Raw genomic sequence first — 15,347 nt, 5'->3', positions numbered from 1 at the left:
CAATCGACATTTCGCTCCTTTTTATTACATTTACGCTGGTTCCAATCTCACGTTTACACCTAAGCGCGCTTCTGGCGCGCCCATGACATGCTTCAATCCAAGGAAATCCGTGGGCCTGCGTGGCTCACAGCTACTGCGCTCGTCGCCGCCCTGAGCGGCTGCAGCAATGCCGTAGTTCTCAACCCCGCAGGCGATATCGCCGCGCAGCAAGGTGATCTGGTCATGCTGGCCACCTTGCTGATGCTGATCATCATCGTCCCGGTGATTCTGCTGACGTTCTTCTTCGCCTGGAAGTACCGCCAGTCGAATACCGAAGCCGAGTACGATCCCGACTTCCACCATTCGACCAAGCTCGAACTGGTGATCTGGACGGCGCCACTGATCATCGTGATCATCCTTGGTGCGATCACCTGGATCAGCACCCACAAGCTCGACCCCTACCGTCCCCTCGACCGCATCGATGCCCAGCGCCCGCTGGCGGAGAACGTCACGCCGCTGACCGTGGAAGTCGTGGCCATGGACTGGAAATGGCTGTTCTTCTACCCCGAGCAAGGCATTGCCACGGTCAACGAACTCGCCGCGCCCGTGGACCGTCCCATCCACTTCAAGCTGACGTCGACCACCACGATGAACGCGTTCTACGTGCCTGACCTGGCCGGCATGATCTATGCCATGCCCGGCATGCAGACCGAACTCAATGCGGTGATCAACAAGGAAGGCGTCTACAAGGGCATGTCCTCGCACTACAGCGGCGCGGGCTTCTCGGGCATGACGTTCAAGTTCCACGGCCTGAGCGACGAAGGCTTCGCCGAGTGGATCGCCAAGGCCAAGACCGAAGGCCAGACGCTGGACCGCGCAAGCTACCTCGAACTGGTCAAGCCCAGCGAGCGCAACCCGGTCGAACGCTTCGGCAATGTCGACCCCAAGCTCTACCACACGGTCCTGAACCGCTGCGTCGAGGAAGGCCAGATGTGCATGCACACCATGATGGCCATCGACAAGGCCGGCGGCGAGTCGTATATGCGCGCCAAGGGCCTGAACCTGTCGGGCGACATCTGCACGACCGAAGACGCCGCGAAAATCACGGCCGCCCTGGAAGCCGGCGTGGCCTCCGAAGCCGTTATCCAGCAATAAGCAATTCGGCGGACAGCAGGCCGGCCCCGCCTGGCCTGCTGTCCGCCTCACAAGAGACCCTTTATGTCTGACCAATTTGATGCAGCCCAACTGATCTTCGGACGGTTGAGCTGGGAATCGATACCGCTGCACGATCCGATTCTTCTCGCCACCTTCGTGGCCGTGGTGCTCGGCGGCCTCGCGGTGCTCGCCCTGTTGACCCGCTTCAAGCTCTGGGGTCCGCTGTGGCGCGACTGGATCTGCAGCATCGACCACAAGAAGATCGGGATCATGTACATGATCCTGGGCATCGTGATGCTGCTGCGCGGCTTCGCCGATGCGCTGATGATGCGCGCGCAACAGGCCATGGCCACGGTCGACGGCCTGGGCTTCCTGCCGCCGCACCACTACGACCAGATCTTCACGGCCCACGGCACCATCATGATCTTCTTCGTGGCCATGGCATTGGTCACGGGCCTGATGAACTACATCGTGCCGCTGCAGATCGGCGCGCGCGACGTGGCCTTCCCGTTCCTGAACAACTTCAGCTTCTGGATGACCACCGCCGGTGCCATCCTGGTGATGGTGTCGCTGTTCATCGGCGAGTTCTCGACGTCGGGCTGGCTGGCGCTGTCCAACCTCGGCCACAACCCCGAGGGCGTGGGACTGGACTACTACATCTGGTCGCTGCAGATCGCCGGGGTCGGCACCACGCTGTCCGGCATCAACCTGCTGGTGACCATCATCAAGATGCGCGCGCCTGGCATGACGCTGATGAAGATGCCGGTGTTCGTCTGGACGTCGCTGTGCACCAACGCGCTGATCGTGGCCTCGTTCCCCGTGCTCACGGCCACGCTGCTGCTGCTGTCGCTGGACCGCTACGCGGGCACGCACTTCTTCACCAACGACATGGGCGGCAACGCCATGCTGTACGTGAACCTGATCTGGATCTGGGGCCACCCCGAGGTGTACATCCTGATCCTGCCGGCCTTCGGCGTGTTCTCGGAAATCACCGCCACGTTCAGCCGCAAGCGCCTGTTCGGCTACACCTCGATGGTGTATGCCACGGTCGCGATCACCATCCTGTCCTACCTGGTCTGGCTGCACCACTTCTTCACCATGGGCTCGGGCGCGAGCGTGAACTCGTTCTTCGGCATCACCACGATGATCATCTCCATCCCTACCGGGGCGAAGATCTTCAACTGGCTGTTCACCATGTACAAGGGCCGCATCCGCTTCACCGTGCCCATGATGTGGACCGTGGGCTTCATGGCCACCTTCGCCGTCGGCGGCATGACCGGCGTGCTGCTGGCCGTGCCCCCTGCCGACTTCGTGCTGCACAACAGCCTGTTCCTGATCGCCCACTTCCACAACGTGATCATCGGCGGCGTGGTGTTCGGCCTGTTCGCCGCGATCAACTACTGGTTCCCCAAGGCATTCGGCTTCACGCTCGATGAGTTCTGGGGCAAGGTCTGCTTCTGGTGCTGGCTGGTCGGCTTCTGGGTCACCTTCACGCCGCTGTACGTGCTGGGCCTGATGGGCGCGACGCGCCGCGTCAACGTGTTCGAGGACGCCTCCTACAACATCTGGCTGTACATCTCGTTCGTCGGCGTGCTGATCGTCGCCGCGGGCATTGCCGCCTTCCTGATGCAACTGTGGGTCAGCTTCCGCGACCGCGTGGCCCTGCGCGACCTGACCGGCGACCCATGGGATGGCCGTACGCTGGAATGGTCGACGGCTTCGCCGACACCTGACTACAACTTCGCGATGACGCCCAAGGTCTACGAAATCGACGCCTGGTGGGACATGAAGAAGCACGGCTACCAGCGTCCGCTCGCGGGCTTCAAGGCCCTGCACATGCCCAAGAACACCGGCGCCGGCTTTGTGATCGCCATGGTCGCGACGCTGTTCGGCTTCGCGATGATCTGGCACATGTGGCTGGTGGCAGGCCTGTCGTTTGCCGCCGTGGTGCTGATCTCCATCATCCATACCTTCAACTACAAGCGCGACTTCTACATTCCAGCATCCGAAGTTGCTGCGACTGAAGACGCCCGCACCGAACTGCTTGCTCGCAATGTCTGAACTCCGCATGAACGCCGGCGCCGCAGGCGCCATTGAACCGCGCGACTACCATCTGGCCGAGGAACCCCACCCGGCCAATGGCACGGCCCTGGGCTTCTGGCTCTACCTGATGAGCGATTGCCTCATCTTCGCTGCACTGTTCGCCACCTATGGCGTGCTGGGCCGCAACTACGCCGCCGGCCCGACCGGCGCCGATCTGTTCGACCTGCCGCTGGTGGCGATGAACACGGCCTTCCTGCTGCTGTCGTCGATCACCTTCGGCTTCGCCATGCTCAAGAAGCAGCAGGGCAAGATCCAGGCCACGCTGGGCTGGCTGGCCATCACCGGCGTGCTCGGCCTGTGCTTCCTGGCGCTGGAACTCTATGAGTTCTCGCACCTGCTGCACCAGGGCGCGGGCCCGGGCCGCAGCGCCTTCCTGTCGTCGTTCTTCACGCTGGTGGGCACGCACGGCCTGCACGTGACCTTCGGCCTGATCTGGCTGGTCGTGCTGATGCTGCAGATCAACAAGCACGGCCTGACGCACGAGAACAACCGCCGCCTGATGTGCCTGTCGATGTTCTGGCACTTTCTGGACGTGGTCTGGATCGGCGTCTTCACCTTTGTCTACCTGATGGGAGTGCTGTAATGAGCGCACACGACATCCACGCCGGCCACGCGCACGACGCGCATGATGACCACCACCATGACGCGGGCCCGCACAGCACCTTCTCCGGCTACATGACGGGCTTCGTGCTGTCGGTCATCCTGACGGCGATTCCGTTCTGGCTGATCATGGCCAAGGTCATCGAAGGCCGCACCCCCGCCGTGATGGTGCTGGGCGCGTTCGCGATCATCCAGATCCTGGTCCACATGTACTACTTCCTGCACATGAACAGCAAGGTCGAGGCCGGCTGGACCCTGCTGTCGACGATCTTCACCGTGATCTTCGTCGTGATCGCGCTGTCGGGAACGCTCTGGGTCATGTACCACATGAACGCCAACATGATGCCGCACCACGACGAGCCGCTGGCCATCAGCGCTCCGCAGTCTTGACCTCTGCCCGTCCCCACGCGTCGAACGCCGGGCCAGCACGCCCGCGTTCGGTACTGCTCAAGGCCATGCTCGCACTGCTGGGCATGGCCTTGTTCGTTGCCTTCCTCGGCCTGGGCAGCTGGCAGCTGCAGCGCCGCGCCTGGAAGCTCGCGCTGATCGAACGCGTCACCGAGCGCGTGCGTGCCGCCCCCGTGGCGGTGCCCACGCCCGCGCAATGGCCGCAGGTCAACGCACAGCAGCATGAATACCTGCCGGTCACGGTGTCCGGACGCTTTCTGCAGCACAAGACCGTGCTGGCACAGGCCGCGACGGAACTGGGCTCGGGCTTCTGGGTGCTCACGCCGCTGCAGGCCGCCGATGGCAGCCAGACGCTGATCAACCGCGGCTTCGTGCCCACGAGCGAGCGTCAGACCTGGCTGCCTGAAAGCGGCGCGCCGGCGTCCGAATCGGCGCAGCAGACCATCACCGGCCTGCTGCGCATGACCGAGCCCGGCGGCGGCTTTCTGCGCGACAACGATGCCCGGCAGCAACGCTGGTATTCGCGCGACGTCGCGGCCATCGCCGCGGCCCAGGGCCTGGACAAGGCAGCGCCCTACTTCATCGACGAAGGCCGCCCCGACCTCGCCCGTGCCAGGGACAGCGCCGGCATGGACAGCCCCGGGATCCCTGTCGCCCATTCGACCTGGCCGCGCCCGGGCATGACGGTGATCGCCTTCCACAACAGCCACCTGGTCTATGCCCTGACCTGGTATGGCATGGCCTTGATGGTGCTGGTCGCCGCCATCGTCGTGGTGCGCTGGGAAAAGCGCCAGGCCGCGCCCGCGCACAAGACCTTGTAGGCCGGCCGATTCGCCGCTTGCTGCAAAATCGCTGCGGTGAATCGCTCCCTTCGCCCTCGCTCCCCGGACCCGCTGTCCCAGGTCGACCTCACCACCGAACGCAAGAACATGCAGCTGTTGATACAGCTGCGCTGGCTTGCCGTGATGGGCCAGGTGATCACCATCGCCGTCGTGCACTACGGCCTGGGCATTCCGCTGCCGCTGCCCGAAATGACGGCCGTGCTGATGGCGCTGATCGTCACCAACCTCGGCTACCTCTACTGGTTCAAATGGCGCCGGCGCAATGTCACAAGCCTAGGGTTGTTCTGCGCACTGCTGGCCGACGTCGCCGCGCTCTCGGTGCAGCTATACCTCAGCGGCGGCGCGAGCAACCCGTTCATCTACCTGTTCCTGCTGCAGGCCATCCTGAGCGCGGTGCTGCTGTCGCCCGCCTATACCTGGGTCATCGCGGCCATCACCACGCTGTGCGTCATCGACCTGGCCGGCTCGTCGCGGCCCCTGGCCGTGCAGCCGGACAACAACCTCTATGTGATCGGCCTGCTGACCTGCTTTGCGCTGACCACGGTGCTGCTGGTAATCTTCCTCACGCGCATCGTCGGCAACCTGCGCCGGCGCGACTCGCGCCTGGCCGACATGCGCCAGCGCGCCAGCGAAGAGGAACATATCGTGCGCATGGGCCTGCTCGCCACCGGCGCCGCGCACGAGCTGGGCACGCCGCTGGCGACCATGTCGGTGATTCTCGGCGACTGGCAGCGCATTCCCGAAATTGCCCGCCACCCCGAGCTGCTGCAGGACCTCGATGAAATGCAGCAGCAACTGCTGCGCTGCAAGAGCATTGTCACCAACGTGCTGCTGTCGGCCGGCGAAGCGCGCGCCGACGCGCCCAAGCCGACGACGCTGTTTCGCTTCATGGACCGGCTGATCGCGCAGTGGCAGTCGAGCCACCACCCGGGGCGCTTTCGCTACCACAACGGCATTGCCCAGGACATGGCGATCATCTCCGACACCGCGCTGCAGCAGATGATCTGCAATGTGCTCGACAACGCCATCGAGGCATCGGCCGACGAAGTCGAGCTGCGCCTGCGCCGCGAGGGCGATCTGCTGGTGATCACGGTGCTCGACCGCGGCACGGGCTTCGCGCCCGAAATACTGCGCAACTTCGGCAAGTACCAGCAATCGAACAAGACGGATCGCGCGGGACGCGGCGTGGGCCTGTTCCTGGTGACGAACGTCGCGCGCTCGCTCGAGGGCACGGCGTCGGCGCGCAACCGCGACGACGGCGGCGCCGAAGTGCGGATCCAGTTTCCGCTCTCGTCCATCACCTTAGGAGATACAGACCATGGACACACGCCTGCTGCTGCTGGTTGAAGACGACGCCGCGTTCGCGCGCACCCTCGCGCGCTCGTTCGAGCGGCGCGGCTACCAGGTGCTGCGCGCGGCCAGCGCCGATGAAGTCAGGCTGCTGCTGCAGGAGCACCGTCCCGGCTATGCGGTGATGGACTTGAAGCTCGCGGGCAATACGTCGGGGCTCAACTGCATCCAGATGCTGCACGAGCACAACCCGCAGGCGCTGATCGTCGTGCTCACGGGCTATGCGAGCATCGCCACGGCGGTGGAAGCCGTCAAGCTCGGCGCCTGCCACTACCTGGCCAAGCCGTCGAACACCGACGACATCGAAGCCGCGTTCGGGCGCATTGCCGGCGACACCGAAGTCGAGCTGACCCAGCAGACCAGCTCGATCAAGACGCTCGAGTGGGAACATATCCACGAAACGCTGGCCGAGAGCGACTTCAACATCTCCGAGGCCGCGCGCCGCCTGGGCATGCACAGACGCACGCTGGCGCGCAAGCTGGAGAAGCGGCAGGTCAAATAAAAGAAACACCCCCTGTGCGGCTAACGCCGCTTCCCCTGGGCTGGGGCGCGCCAGTTTTACGGGCTTCGGGTGGAGCGAACGCGTGGACGACCGAAGCCTGTTGCGGCCCTTACATAAACAGGTAGTGGTCAATGAGCAGCGCCGCGAACAGCAGGCTCAGGTGCACCAGCGAGAACTTGAACGTGCGCCAGGCCAGCGCATCGGAATAGGCGCGGCGCAGGCGCCAGGCGTAGGCGCAAAAGCCCGCGCCCAGCACCACGGCCGCGAACAGGTAGAGCCACGAGCTCATGCCGTAGATGAACGGCAGCAGGCAGGCCACGAACAGCACCAGCGTGTAGAGCAGGATCTGCAGCCGCGTGTATTCGCTGCCATGCGTCACGGGCAGCATGGGCAGGCCCGACTTGCGATAGTCCTCGACGCGGTACAGCGCCAGCGCCCAGAAGTGCGGCGGCGTCCACAGGAAGATGATCAGGAACAGGATCAGCGCTTCGGGCCCGACCTGGCCGGTCATTGCCGCCCAGCCCAGCACCGGCGGCATCGCGCCCGAGGCGCCGCCGATCACGATGTTCTGCGGCGTGCGCGGCTTGAGCACCACGGTGTAGATCACCGCATAGCCGACGAAGGTCGCGAGCGTGAGCCACATCGTCAGCGGATTGGTGCCGATGAACAGGATGGCCGCGCCCAGGCTGCACAGCGCAGCCGAGAACACCAGCGCCTGCATGCTCGAGAGCTCGCCGCGCGCCGTGGGCCGCCACGACGTGCGCTGCATGCGCGCGTCGATGTGCTTTTCGACCAGGCAGTTGAAAGCCGCGGCCGCGGCAGCGACCAGCCAGATACCGGCGCAGGACACCGCCATCTGCAGCCACTGCGCGCCCGAAGGCCAGCCGGGAACGGCCAGCACCATGCCGATCAGCGCGCAGAAGACGATCAGCTGCACCACCCGGGGCTTGGTCAGGGCATGGAACTGGGCAATCCGTGAAGCGGAGGACAGGGTGTCGGTGGTCATGCGCGAACGATGGCTTTCTTGGAAGGGGGTCGGCGCTGATCCATGTCCGCGCGGGAAGTGCTGGTCGCAAGACTCCAGACCAGTACGCCCACCAGCGCCGCGGCGCCTCCGGTGTGCAGCACGGCGGCAATCAGGGGCCAGTCAAAAAGAACGTTCGACAATCCGGTCATCACCTGCAGCGCCAGCAGGCCGCCCAGCCAGCGGCGCTGGCGCGCCAGCGCCTGGGCGCGGCGCAGCGCGAGCAGCAGCGCGAGCAGCGCCAGCACCACGACATAGGCGGCGAGGCGGTGCAGGTAATGGATGGCAGTCAAGGCCTCGAAATCGAGGTGGTTGCCGTCCTTCAGCATGCCCAGCGGTCGCCAGATCTCGAAGGCCTGGGCAAAATTCATTGCCGGCCACCAGCTGCCCTGGCAGGTCGGGAACGTCGTGCAGGCCAGCACCGCATAGTTGGTGCTGACCCAGCCACCCAGCGCCACCTGCAGTGTCAGCAGCGCCAGGCCCGCGACCAGCGCCCGGCGCAGCCAGGGCGCGATGGCTTCGGGCTGGCGACCCTGCACCGCCAGGCCATGGGCCACCGCGGGCACGCACAGCAGCGCCAGCAGCACCGTGCCGCCCAGCAGATGCAGCGTCACGATCGCGGGAAACAGTTTTTCGGTCACGGTCAGCGCGCCGAACGCGCCCTGGATGCAGACCCAGACCAGGCTGGCCGTGGGCCACCAGGGGCTGCGCCCTGCGGACAGCGGCGTACTGCGCGCCAGACGCCAGCTCATCAGTGCCAGCGCGATGATCAGCACGCCCACCCCGGTGGCCAGGTAGCGGTGGATCATTTCCACCCAGGCCTTGCCATGGGTCACGGGCCCGGTGGGCATGGCCAGCTGCGCCGCGCTGATTTCAAGGTGCGCGCCCAGCGGGCTCGCGTTGCCGTAGCAGCCCGGCCAGTCGGGGCAGCCCAGGCCCGAGTCCGTGAGCCGCGTGAACGCACCGAACATCACCAGGTCGAACGTCAGGAACAGCGTGAAAACGCTGAGCGCAAGCAGCCGCTCGGCCGGACCGTGCTGGCGATTGCGAAACCAGACCCACGCCAGGGGTGCGAGCGCGATCACCGCGCCGATCAGCATCAGATGCAGCAGGGGTTGCAAATCGTAAAGGGGCTGGCTAGTCATCACTCGCTCTTATCGTGTGCGCCGGACAGCGTCCCGCAGGACCACCGTCTGGAGATGGTAATTTCAAAATTGTCTGAAATATCTGAACACTCAAAATGGATAAAACCACGCTGCAAGGGTGCGAGCGTGGTGCCAGGGCCGGGACCGGAAAACTTGCGCGTACAAGCCCGATGGCCGCTGACAGACCGGTCTGGCGGGCAGACCGCGGCGCATTGTCCCGGGCCAATTCTATCGGCGCCCGTGCAGCGGCACAGCGCGGCGGCAAGTGACCCTATGGATGATGGGCTCGCCACTGCGCGGGCGAGCAGACCTCGGGCAGGCATGCCAGCCCGGGCGCACACTTTCCGGCCACGCCTGTCCTACAGTAAGCGCTGGCGCGGCCGATAAGCAGCGCATGACCTTCATCGCTGACATCACCTGTATCCCCGACCTTCCCCTGCAAGACCACGAACACGGCTTTGCCTGCTTCTCCTGCGGCCAGCCGCTGCTCACTTCGGGCGTGCGCTATGACGGCAAGGGCGGCAGCATCCTGCTGCACCTGCGCTGTGCCAACGAGATGGGCCAGCGGCTGATCGTCGACTCCTGGACCAACCGCCGCAAGAATGCGCAGTCGGCCAGCTGACGGCGGCGCGCCAGCCGCAAGATGCGCGTGCCGCCCACCACCGCCGATAATGGCCCATGCCCACCTTTTCATGCCCCTTCTGTGGTCATACGCTGACCGATAGCACCTCGCCCTGCGCCCAGTGCGGAAAAACACCCCCGGCCTCTGCCGGCGGCGCCACGCCCCCGCCACGCAACCGGCTGGTTCCCTGGCTCATCGGTCTGCCCGTCGGCGCGTTTGCCGTGCTGATGCTCGTCGGCTCGCTGCTGTCCACACCCGAAAGCAGCGACCAGTGGGTCGCACGCGAAGCCATCAAGGTCTGCAACAAGGAAGTTGCGCGCGCGCCCGAAGACCGCAAACGCGCCGACCTGACACCCAAGGACTGCGCCGACCTCGAAGCCGCGTTCCGCAGCCAGTACGGCACCGCGCCCTGATGGAATTCACCGGGCGTTGAAGCGTATATTCCTTGCATCACATACGTCTTGATACATATAACGGCAGTCTGTAACAAACGAACCAGGTATTCGCGCTGTACGCCGCGCATCGCCGCCTCATCCTCGTTTGTGCATGCTGGACAATGGTGTATCTGAGATCGTGAACACGTTCTGAGGCCTGCCTGCCGTGAGCATGGCGCGAGCGGGCAACACGTTCCTCCAGTCCTCTTTTTTGCTCCAGGCAGGCCTGCCACGCACAGGCACAGGCTTGCGTTGCATTTACCTACCCAAAGCCCATGAGCTGGGAGCCCGTCATGAACATTGTCATTTTGGACGACTACCAAGACGCTGTACGCAAGCTGCATTGCGCTTCGCGCCTGGACGCGCTCAACGCCAAGGTCTACACCAACAACGTCAAAGGCCTGGGCCAGCTGTCCGTGCGACTGCGCGATGCCGACATCATCGTGCTGATACGCGACCGCACCGCGATCACCCGGCAGCTGATAGAGAAACTGCCGCGGCTCAAGCTGATCGCCCAGACCGGCCGGGTGGGCGCGCACATCGACGTCAAGGCCTGCACCGATCACGGCATTGCGATCGCCGAAGGCGTGAGCTCGCCGGTCGCTCCCGCGGAGCTGACCTGGGCGCTGATCATGGCCGCGATGCGCCGCCTGCCCCAGTACATCGCCAACCTCAAGCATGGCGCCTGGCAGCAGTCGGGCTTCAAGGCCGCATCCATGCCGCCGAACTTCGGGCTAGGCAATGTGCTGCGCGGCAGAACCCTGGGCATCTGGGGCTACGGCCGCGTGGGCCGTATCGTCGCCGGTTATGGCCGGGCGTTCGGCATGAACGTGCGCATCTGGGGGCGCGACGCTTCGCGTGCCGAGGCCCTGGCCGATGGCTACCAGACGGCAACGACGCGCGAGGAGTTCTTCGCGCAGTGCGACGTGCTGAGCCTGCACCTGCGCCTGAACGAAGCCACCGAGCACATGATAGGTCTGAACGACCTGTCGCTGATGAAGCCCACGGCCCTGCTGGTCAACACTTCGCGCGCCGAACTGATCGAAGCCGATGCCCTGGTCGCCGCCTTGCAGCGCGGGCGCCCCGGCATGGCCGCGATCGATGTGTTCGAAAGCGAGCCCATCTTGCAGGGCCATGCGCTGCTGCGCATGGAAAACTGCATCTGCACGCCGCACCTGGGCTATGTGGAGCAGGACAGCTATGAGCTGTACTTCGGTGCGGCCTTCGAGAACGTGGTGAACTTCATCCATGGCACGCCCACGCAGATCGTGAACCCCGACTACCAACTGGTCGGGCGCTGACCACGCGCGCAGCGGCCACGGCCTCTGCGCACGCCCCTAACGCGGCCTGAACGCCCCGGCCCGGCCCTCGGGCTCGCGCTCCTGGGCCAGCGCCTCCTGCACCGTCTGGCGCACCACCGATTCGAGCTCCTCCTGCAGGCGCAGCGTCACGGAACGCGTCTGCTCCTGCACCACCTGGGCGATGGACTCGCGCAGGCGCTGGTCCAGCACGCGCTCCACGCGCTCGAGCAGACGCTGCACCAGTCGCTCCTCGGCCTGCATCTGAACCTGGGCCCAGGCGGCAGCGTCCAACGCGATGCCGGGCTCAGGTTCAGACTCCTGCTCGGCCAGGCTGGGCAGCACCGCCTCGGCAAGCGGAAACCGGGCCGACGGCCCGGTCGCGGGAGACGGCGAAGACGCCAGCTCCGGCTCCGGCACTGCGGGCCCGAAAGGCGCGGGCGAAGCCCACACCTCCAGCGACTCGGGCGGCGCAGCCTGCTCAGGCTGCGGCGGTGATGCCGGCACAGAATCAGAAGCCGGGTCCTGGACCACATCGGTCAAGGTGGGCACATAGCGCGGCGGCGCCTTGGGCTGCAGGTCCATCACGCTCCCTTGAGCACCAGATCATGGCGCACGATGTTCAGGCCCAGCCCCGCGTAGTGTTTCCAGCGCAGGCGGGCCTGGGCCCGGTCCTGCTCGTCATGCAGGCTCACCACCTCGACCACGCGTGCGAATGGCGCAAAGTGCGCCGGCACGCTGTCCCAGAGGTTGAGCAGCACGTCCTGGTGCGGCGCGCAGCGCTCGTCCTGGACCAGCACCACGGGCGACGCTGCAAATACCTGCGCGTCGTCGCCTTCGCAGGCGTGGGCCAGGAAGTCGGGCGGCGAAAGCTTCCAGAGCATCTGCGACAACGCCTGCGTGACCGCCGGCGGCCCGGTCACGACCACGCGCGCATCGTTGCGCAAGGCCTTGCGCACGAACCGGCAGACGTAGGCCAGCTTGTCCGGCGCGTTGAAATGAAAGGCGACTTCGGTCATGGCTGCGGCGCTGCCGTCACTCAAAGCAGCGTATCGGTCGCGGCATCGGGCGCACCGGCAGCGGGTGCGATCGTCTTGGCAACGGCCGCCGTGGTGTCGGCCGATGCCGGCACCTTGGCCGCCTTCGCGGGCTTGGCGGCCTTCACCGCTTTGTGCGCCTTCTCGGCCACCGGGGCAGTCCTGGCCGCTTCGAGCAGATAGTGCACCAGCAGGCCCACGGGCCGGCCGGTCGAGCCCTTGGCCGCGCCGCCCTTCCAGGCCGTGCCCGCTATGTCCAGGTGCGCCCAGGCCATGTCGCCCACAAAGCGCTGCAGGAACTTCGCGGCCGTCACGGCGCCGCCCGCGCGGCCCGCGACGTTGCCCATGTCGGCGAAATTGCTCTTGAGGCCTTCGGCGTACTCGTCGTCGAGCGGCATGCGCCAGCACAGGTCCTGGGCCGCGTCGCCCGCGTTCTGCAGCGCCTGGGCCAGGTCTTCGTTGTTCGAGAACAGGCCGCTGCGCAGCCCGCCGAGCGCGACCACGCAGGCGCCGGTCAGCGTCGCGATGTCGACCACGGCGCGTGGCTTGAAGCGCGCGACATAGGTCAGCGCATCGCACAGCACCAGACGGCCTTCGGCGTCGGTATTGAGCACTTCGATGGTCTGGCCGCTCATGCTGGTCACGACGTCGCCGGGCTTGACCGCGCGGCCATCAGGCATGTTCTCGCAGGCCGGAATCAGGCCCACGACATTGATCGCCGGGCGCAGCTCGGCAAGCGCACGGAACACGCCCAGCACGCTGGCCGCGCCGCCCATGTCGAACTTCATCTCGTCCATTTCGGCCGCGGGCTTGAGCGAAATGCCGCCGGTGTCGAAAGTGATGCCCTTGCCGACCAGCGCCACGGGAGCCTCGCCCTTGGCGCCGCCCTGGTAATGCAGCTCGATCAGGCGCAAAGGCTCGTTCGAGCCCTGGGCCACGGCGAGAAAAGCGCCCATGCCCAGTTTTTCGACTTCGGCCGGGCCGTGGATCTTGCACTCGATGCCGGGCAGCTTGGCCAGCGCCTTGGCAGCCTCGGCGAGCTTCGTGGGCGTCGCATGGTTGGCCGGGCGATTGGCCCATTCGCGCGTCGTGCCCTGGCCCAGGGCCAGCGCCACGCCGCAGTCGAATGCCGGCTGCAGCGCGGCTTTCGACGACACGCCAAACACCACTTTTTCCAGGCTGCAGGGCTTGGCCGAAGGCTTGGTGGTGGCGAACACATAGGTCGCGTCGGCCAGCGCCTGCACGCCAGCAGTCAGCGCCTGCGCAGGGACATCGAAACTGAAGCACACTACAGCGCGCTTGAGCGCGGGCGCGCTCAATGCCGGGCCGACGGCGGCCAGGGCCTTGCGCACCGCCTTGGCCGAGCCATCGCCCGCGCCCACGAGCAGCACACGGCGCGCGGCAATGGCGGGCAGGTGGTAGAGCGACAATGATTTGCCGGCCTCGGTCTGCAGATCGCCATGCTTGAGGGCCAGGGCCACGAGCGAGGACAGGGGGTCGGACGCAGCGGGCGTGGGCTCGGCAACGAGCAGCACCAGCAGGTCACATTTTTCGTTGGCGGCAGCCGCGATGGTCAGTGCCTTGAGATCAAAGTTCATAATCGGCGTTTTCCTTTCAGCCAATGTTATTCGATTCATCCATACGCAAGGAGCTGGCCCGCAGCTTTGGCGCCACCTTGGTGGTGCTGGTCACTGTCGTCATGACCATGATGCTGATTCGCACGTTGGGCCAGGCATCGCGCGGCAATGTCAATCCGTCCGATGTGATCATGGTGATGGGCTTCACGGTATTGGGCCAATTGCCCACCATTCTGGGGCTGAGCCTGTTCGTGTCCGTCGTGGGGTCTCTGTCGCGCATGTACCGGGACAGCGAAATGGTCATCTGGTTCGCCAGCGGACGCGGGCTGGTGTCTTTTCTGCCGCCGCTGCTGCGCTTTGCCTGGCCGGTCGTGGCCGTGATCGCGGTGCTGGCCACGCTGGTCTGGCCCTGGTCCAACCAGCAGGTGCAGCAGCTCAAGACGCAGTACTCGCAGCGCAGCGACATCGACCGCATCGCGCCCGGTGAATTCCAGGAATCGTCCGACGGCTCGCGCGTGTTCTTCATCGACAAGGACACGCCCGGCGCCCAGGCCGCGAGCAATGTCTTCATCGTCACCAACGAGCCGCATGCCGAGTCCGTGACCTCGGCGCGCAGCGCGCGCCTGGTCGTAGAGAACGGCCAGCGCACGGTCATCCTGAGCGACGGCCAGCGCGTGGAAACGCAGACCAGCACCCCGGGCGTGAAGATCAGCGAATTCAAGGAATACGGCCTGCTGCTGGGCGACGGCATTTCAAGCGCCGAGGAAGATGCATCGGCGCGCAGCCAGTACACCCATGCGCTGTGGAGCAGCCCGCTGCCGGCCTACCAGGCCGAAATGGGCTGGCGCCTCGGACTGCCGCTGGCGGCGCTGAACTTCATCGTGCTGGGCCTGGCCGTGGCCAGCGTCAACCCGCGCGCGGGCAGCAGCTCCAGCCTGATGATTGCGCTGTTCGCATTCATCGTCTACTACAACCTCATGACCCTGGGGCAAAGCTGGGTCGGCGCGGGCCGCATAGGCGCCCTCGCCTTTCTGGCAATGCTGCACGGCGGCACGCTGGCGTGCGCTTTGGGCGTGCTGCTCGCGCGCCACCACCGCTGGTCGATACGCTCGCTGTGGGCCAACCGCCGCAAGAAAGCCCTGCAGTCAATTACCCCGCCCTAAAAGACGGGGCTTGGAACTGAAAGGAATCAAGCCAGATTGACCAGGGAAAGCGGTACCCAACCCGCTGCGTCGATAACAGGTCGTTCAGACGCACCAGCGAATGCTTCC

16 protein-coding genes are annotated in these 15,347 nt (G+C 65.5%); 11 read left to right on the top strand and 5 right to left on the bottom strand.

From position 1 onward, the window contains the following. The first annotated feature begins 87 nt into the window (after positions 1-87). The 7 genes from cyoA (at position 88) to GVL12_RS05780 (ending at position 6,939) form a co-directional block, all read left to right on the top strand. Positions 88-1,134 carry a ubiquinol oxidase subunit II gene (cyoA, locus tag GVL12_RS05810; RefSeq protein WP_159911795.1) on the top strand — a complete coding sequence of 349 codons (1,047 nt, stop codon included), beginning with the start codon at positions 88-90 and terminating at the stop codon, positions 1,132-1,134. Positions 1,135-1,227: 93 nt separating this feature from the next. Then, entirely contained in the window at positions 1,228-3,195 is a 1,968-nt protein-coding gene (cyoB, locus tag GVL12_RS05805) for a cytochrome o ubiquinol oxidase subunit I (RefSeq protein WP_200843546.1), read from the top strand. Further along, positions 3,188-3,820, top strand: a complete 633-nt coding sequence (gene cyoC / locus GVL12_RS05800; protein ID WP_159911791.1) for a cytochrome o ubiquinol oxidase subunit III — start codon at positions 3,188-3,190, stop codon at positions 3,818-3,820. The genes cyoB and cyoC overlap by 8 nt, the downstream gene beginning before the upstream one ends. Continuing rightward, complete coding sequence (gene cyoD, locus GVL12_RS05795; RefSeq protein ID WP_159911789.1) at positions 3,820-4,227, top strand: cytochrome o ubiquinol oxidase subunit IV; 408 nt, start codon at positions 3,820-3,822, stop codon at positions 4,225-4,227. Before cyoC ends, cyoD begins: the two co-directional genes overlap by 1 nt. Then, on the top strand, positions 4,224-5,066 hold the full coding sequence (locus GVL12_RS05790) for an SURF1 family protein (protein WP_200843523.1): 843 nt from the start codon (positions 4,224-4,226) through the stop codon (positions 5,064-5,066). The genes cyoD and GVL12_RS05790 overlap by 4 nt, the downstream gene beginning before the upstream one ends. Before the next feature lie 36 nt (positions 5,067-5,102). Beyond that, positions 5,103-6,434: an ATP-binding protein gene (locus GVL12_RS05785; protein ID WP_200843522.1), complete on the top strand. Its 1,332-nt coding sequence runs from the start codon at positions 5,103-5,105 to the stop codon at positions 6,432-6,434. Continuing rightward, the gene (locus tag GVL12_RS05780; protein ID WP_159911787.1) at positions 6,406-6,939 is read left to right on the top strand and encodes a response regulator transcription factor; all 534 of its coding nucleotides are present in this window, start codon (positions 6,406-6,408) and stop codon (positions 6,937-6,939) included. The genes GVL12_RS05785 and GVL12_RS05780 overlap by 29 nt, the downstream gene beginning before the upstream one ends. A gap of 109 nt (positions 6,940-7,048) precedes the next feature. Here GVL12_RS05780 and cyoE read toward each other — a convergent pair whose 3' ends face one another. Then, positions 7,049-7,945 (bottom strand): heme o synthase, encoded by an 897-nt coding sequence (gene cyoE / locus GVL12_RS05775; protein WP_159911785.1) that lies wholly within the window; start codon positions 7,943-7,945, stop codon positions 7,049-7,051. Further along, on the bottom strand, positions 7,942-9,108 hold the full coding sequence (locus GVL12_RS05770) for a heme A synthase (protein WP_159911783.1): 1,167 nt from the start codon (positions 9,106-9,108) through the stop codon (positions 7,942-7,944). Before GVL12_RS05770 ends, cyoE begins: the two co-directional genes overlap by 4 nt. Positions 9,109-9,502: 394 nt before the next feature. Here GVL12_RS05770 and GVL12_RS05765 point away from each other — a divergent pair, with 394 nt between their 5' ends. The 3 genes from GVL12_RS05765 (at position 9,503) to GVL12_RS05755 (ending at position 11,465) form a co-directional block, all read left to right on the top strand. Next, positions 9,503-9,730, top strand: a complete 228-nt coding sequence (locus GVL12_RS05765) for a hypothetical protein (RefSeq protein ID WP_159911781.1) — start codon at positions 9,503-9,505, stop codon at positions 9,728-9,730. 56 nt (positions 9,731-9,786) lie between these two features. After that, positions 9,787-10,143 (top strand): hypothetical protein, encoded by a 357-nt coding sequence (locus GVL12_RS05760; RefSeq protein ID WP_200843521.1) that lies wholly within the window; start codon positions 9,787-9,789, stop codon positions 10,141-10,143. A gap of 314 nt (positions 10,144-10,457) precedes the next feature. Then, on the top strand, positions 10,458-11,465 hold the full coding sequence (locus GVL12_RS05755) for a D-2-hydroxyacid dehydrogenase family protein (RefSeq protein WP_159911779.1): 1,008 nt from the start codon (positions 10,458-10,460) through the stop codon (positions 11,463-11,465). A 36-nt stretch (positions 11,466-11,501) separates the two neighbouring features. Here the strand turns inward: GVL12_RS05755 and GVL12_RS05750 are convergent, their stop codons facing one another. Genes GVL12_RS05750 through GVL12_RS05740 form a run of 3 tightly spaced genes read right to left on the bottom strand, consistent with a single transcriptional unit; the run spans position 11,502 to position 14,097 of the window. Beyond that, positions 11,502-12,047 (bottom strand): hypothetical protein, encoded by a 546-nt coding sequence (locus tag GVL12_RS05750; protein ID WP_159911777.1) that lies wholly within the window; start codon positions 12,045-12,047, stop codon positions 11,502-11,504. Continuing rightward, positions 12,047-12,481, bottom strand: a complete 435-nt coding sequence (locus GVL12_RS05745; protein WP_159911775.1) for a DNA polymerase III subunit chi — start codon at positions 12,479-12,481, stop codon at positions 12,047-12,049. Before GVL12_RS05745 ends, GVL12_RS05750 begins: the two co-directional genes overlap by 1 nt. 20 nt (positions 12,482-12,501) lie before the next feature. Further along, positions 12,502-14,097, bottom strand: a complete 1,596-nt coding sequence (locus tag GVL12_RS05740) for a leucyl aminopeptidase (protein WP_159911773.1) — start codon at positions 14,095-14,097, stop codon at positions 12,502-12,504. A gap of 23 nt (positions 14,098-14,120) precedes the next feature. Between GVL12_RS05740 and lptF the strand changes: the two genes are divergently transcribed. Next, positions 14,121-15,239 (top strand): LPS export ABC transporter permease LptF, encoded by a 1,119-nt coding sequence (gene lptF / locus GVL12_RS05735; protein WP_159911771.1) that lies wholly within the window; start codon positions 14,121-14,123, stop codon positions 15,237-15,239. The last annotated feature ends 108 nt before the right edge of the window (positions 15,240-15,347 follow it).

Source organism: Pantoea sp. 18069, from assembly GCF_902706035.1.
Classification (GTDB): Bacteria; Pseudomonadota; Gammaproteobacteria; order Burkholderiales; family Burkholderiaceae_C; genus Comamonas.
This window is presented reverse-complemented; position numbering and strand designations above follow the sequence as displayed.

Coding starts and splice junctions, on each gene's coding strand:
- GVL12_RS05755 (WP_159911779.1), top strand. CDS start 10,458: ATGAACATTGTCATTTTGGACGACTACCAAGACGCTGTACGCAAGCTG.
- GVL12_RS05745 (WP_159911775.1), bottom strand. CDS start 12,481: ATGACCGAAGTCGCCTTTCATTTCAACGCGCCGGACAAGCTGGCCTAC.
- GVL12_RS05760 (WP_200843521.1), top strand. CDS start 9,787: ATGCCCACCTTTTCATGCCCCTTCTGTGGTCATACGCTGACCGATAGC.
- cyoA (WP_159911795.1), top strand. CDS start 88: ATGCTTCAATCCAAGGAAATCCGTGGGCCTGCGTGGCTCACAGCTACT.
- cyoC (WP_159911791.1), top strand. CDS start 3,188: ATGTCTGAACTCCGCATGAACGCCGGCGCCGCAGGCGCCATTGAACCG.
- GVL12_RS05765 (WP_159911781.1), top strand. CDS start 9,503: ATGACCTTCATCGCTGACATCACCTGTATCCCCGACCTTCCCCTGCAA.
- GVL12_RS05740 (WP_159911773.1), bottom strand. CDS start 14,097: ATGAACTTTGATCTCAAGGCACTGACCATCGCGGCTGCCGCCAACGAA.
- GVL12_RS05750 (WP_159911777.1), bottom strand. CDS start 12,047: ATGGACCTGCAGCCCAAGGCGCCGCCGCGCTATGTGCCCACCTTGACC.
- cyoD (WP_159911789.1), top strand. CDS start 3,820: ATGAGCGCACACGACATCCACGCCGGCCACGCGCACGACGCGCATGAT.
- GVL12_RS05780 (WP_159911787.1), top strand. CDS start 6,406: ATGGACACACGCCTGCTGCTGCTGGTTGAAGACGACGCCGCGTTCGCG.
- lptF (WP_159911771.1), top strand. CDS start 14,121: ATGTTATTCGATTCATCCATACGCAAGGAGCTGGCCCGCAGCTTTGGC.
- GVL12_RS05770 (WP_159911783.1), bottom strand. CDS start 9,108: ATGACTAGCCAGCCCCTTTACGATTTGCAACCCCTGCTGCATCTGATG.
- cyoE (WP_159911785.1), bottom strand. CDS start 7,945: ATGACCACCGACACCCTGTCCTCCGCTTCACGGATTGCCCAGTTCCAT.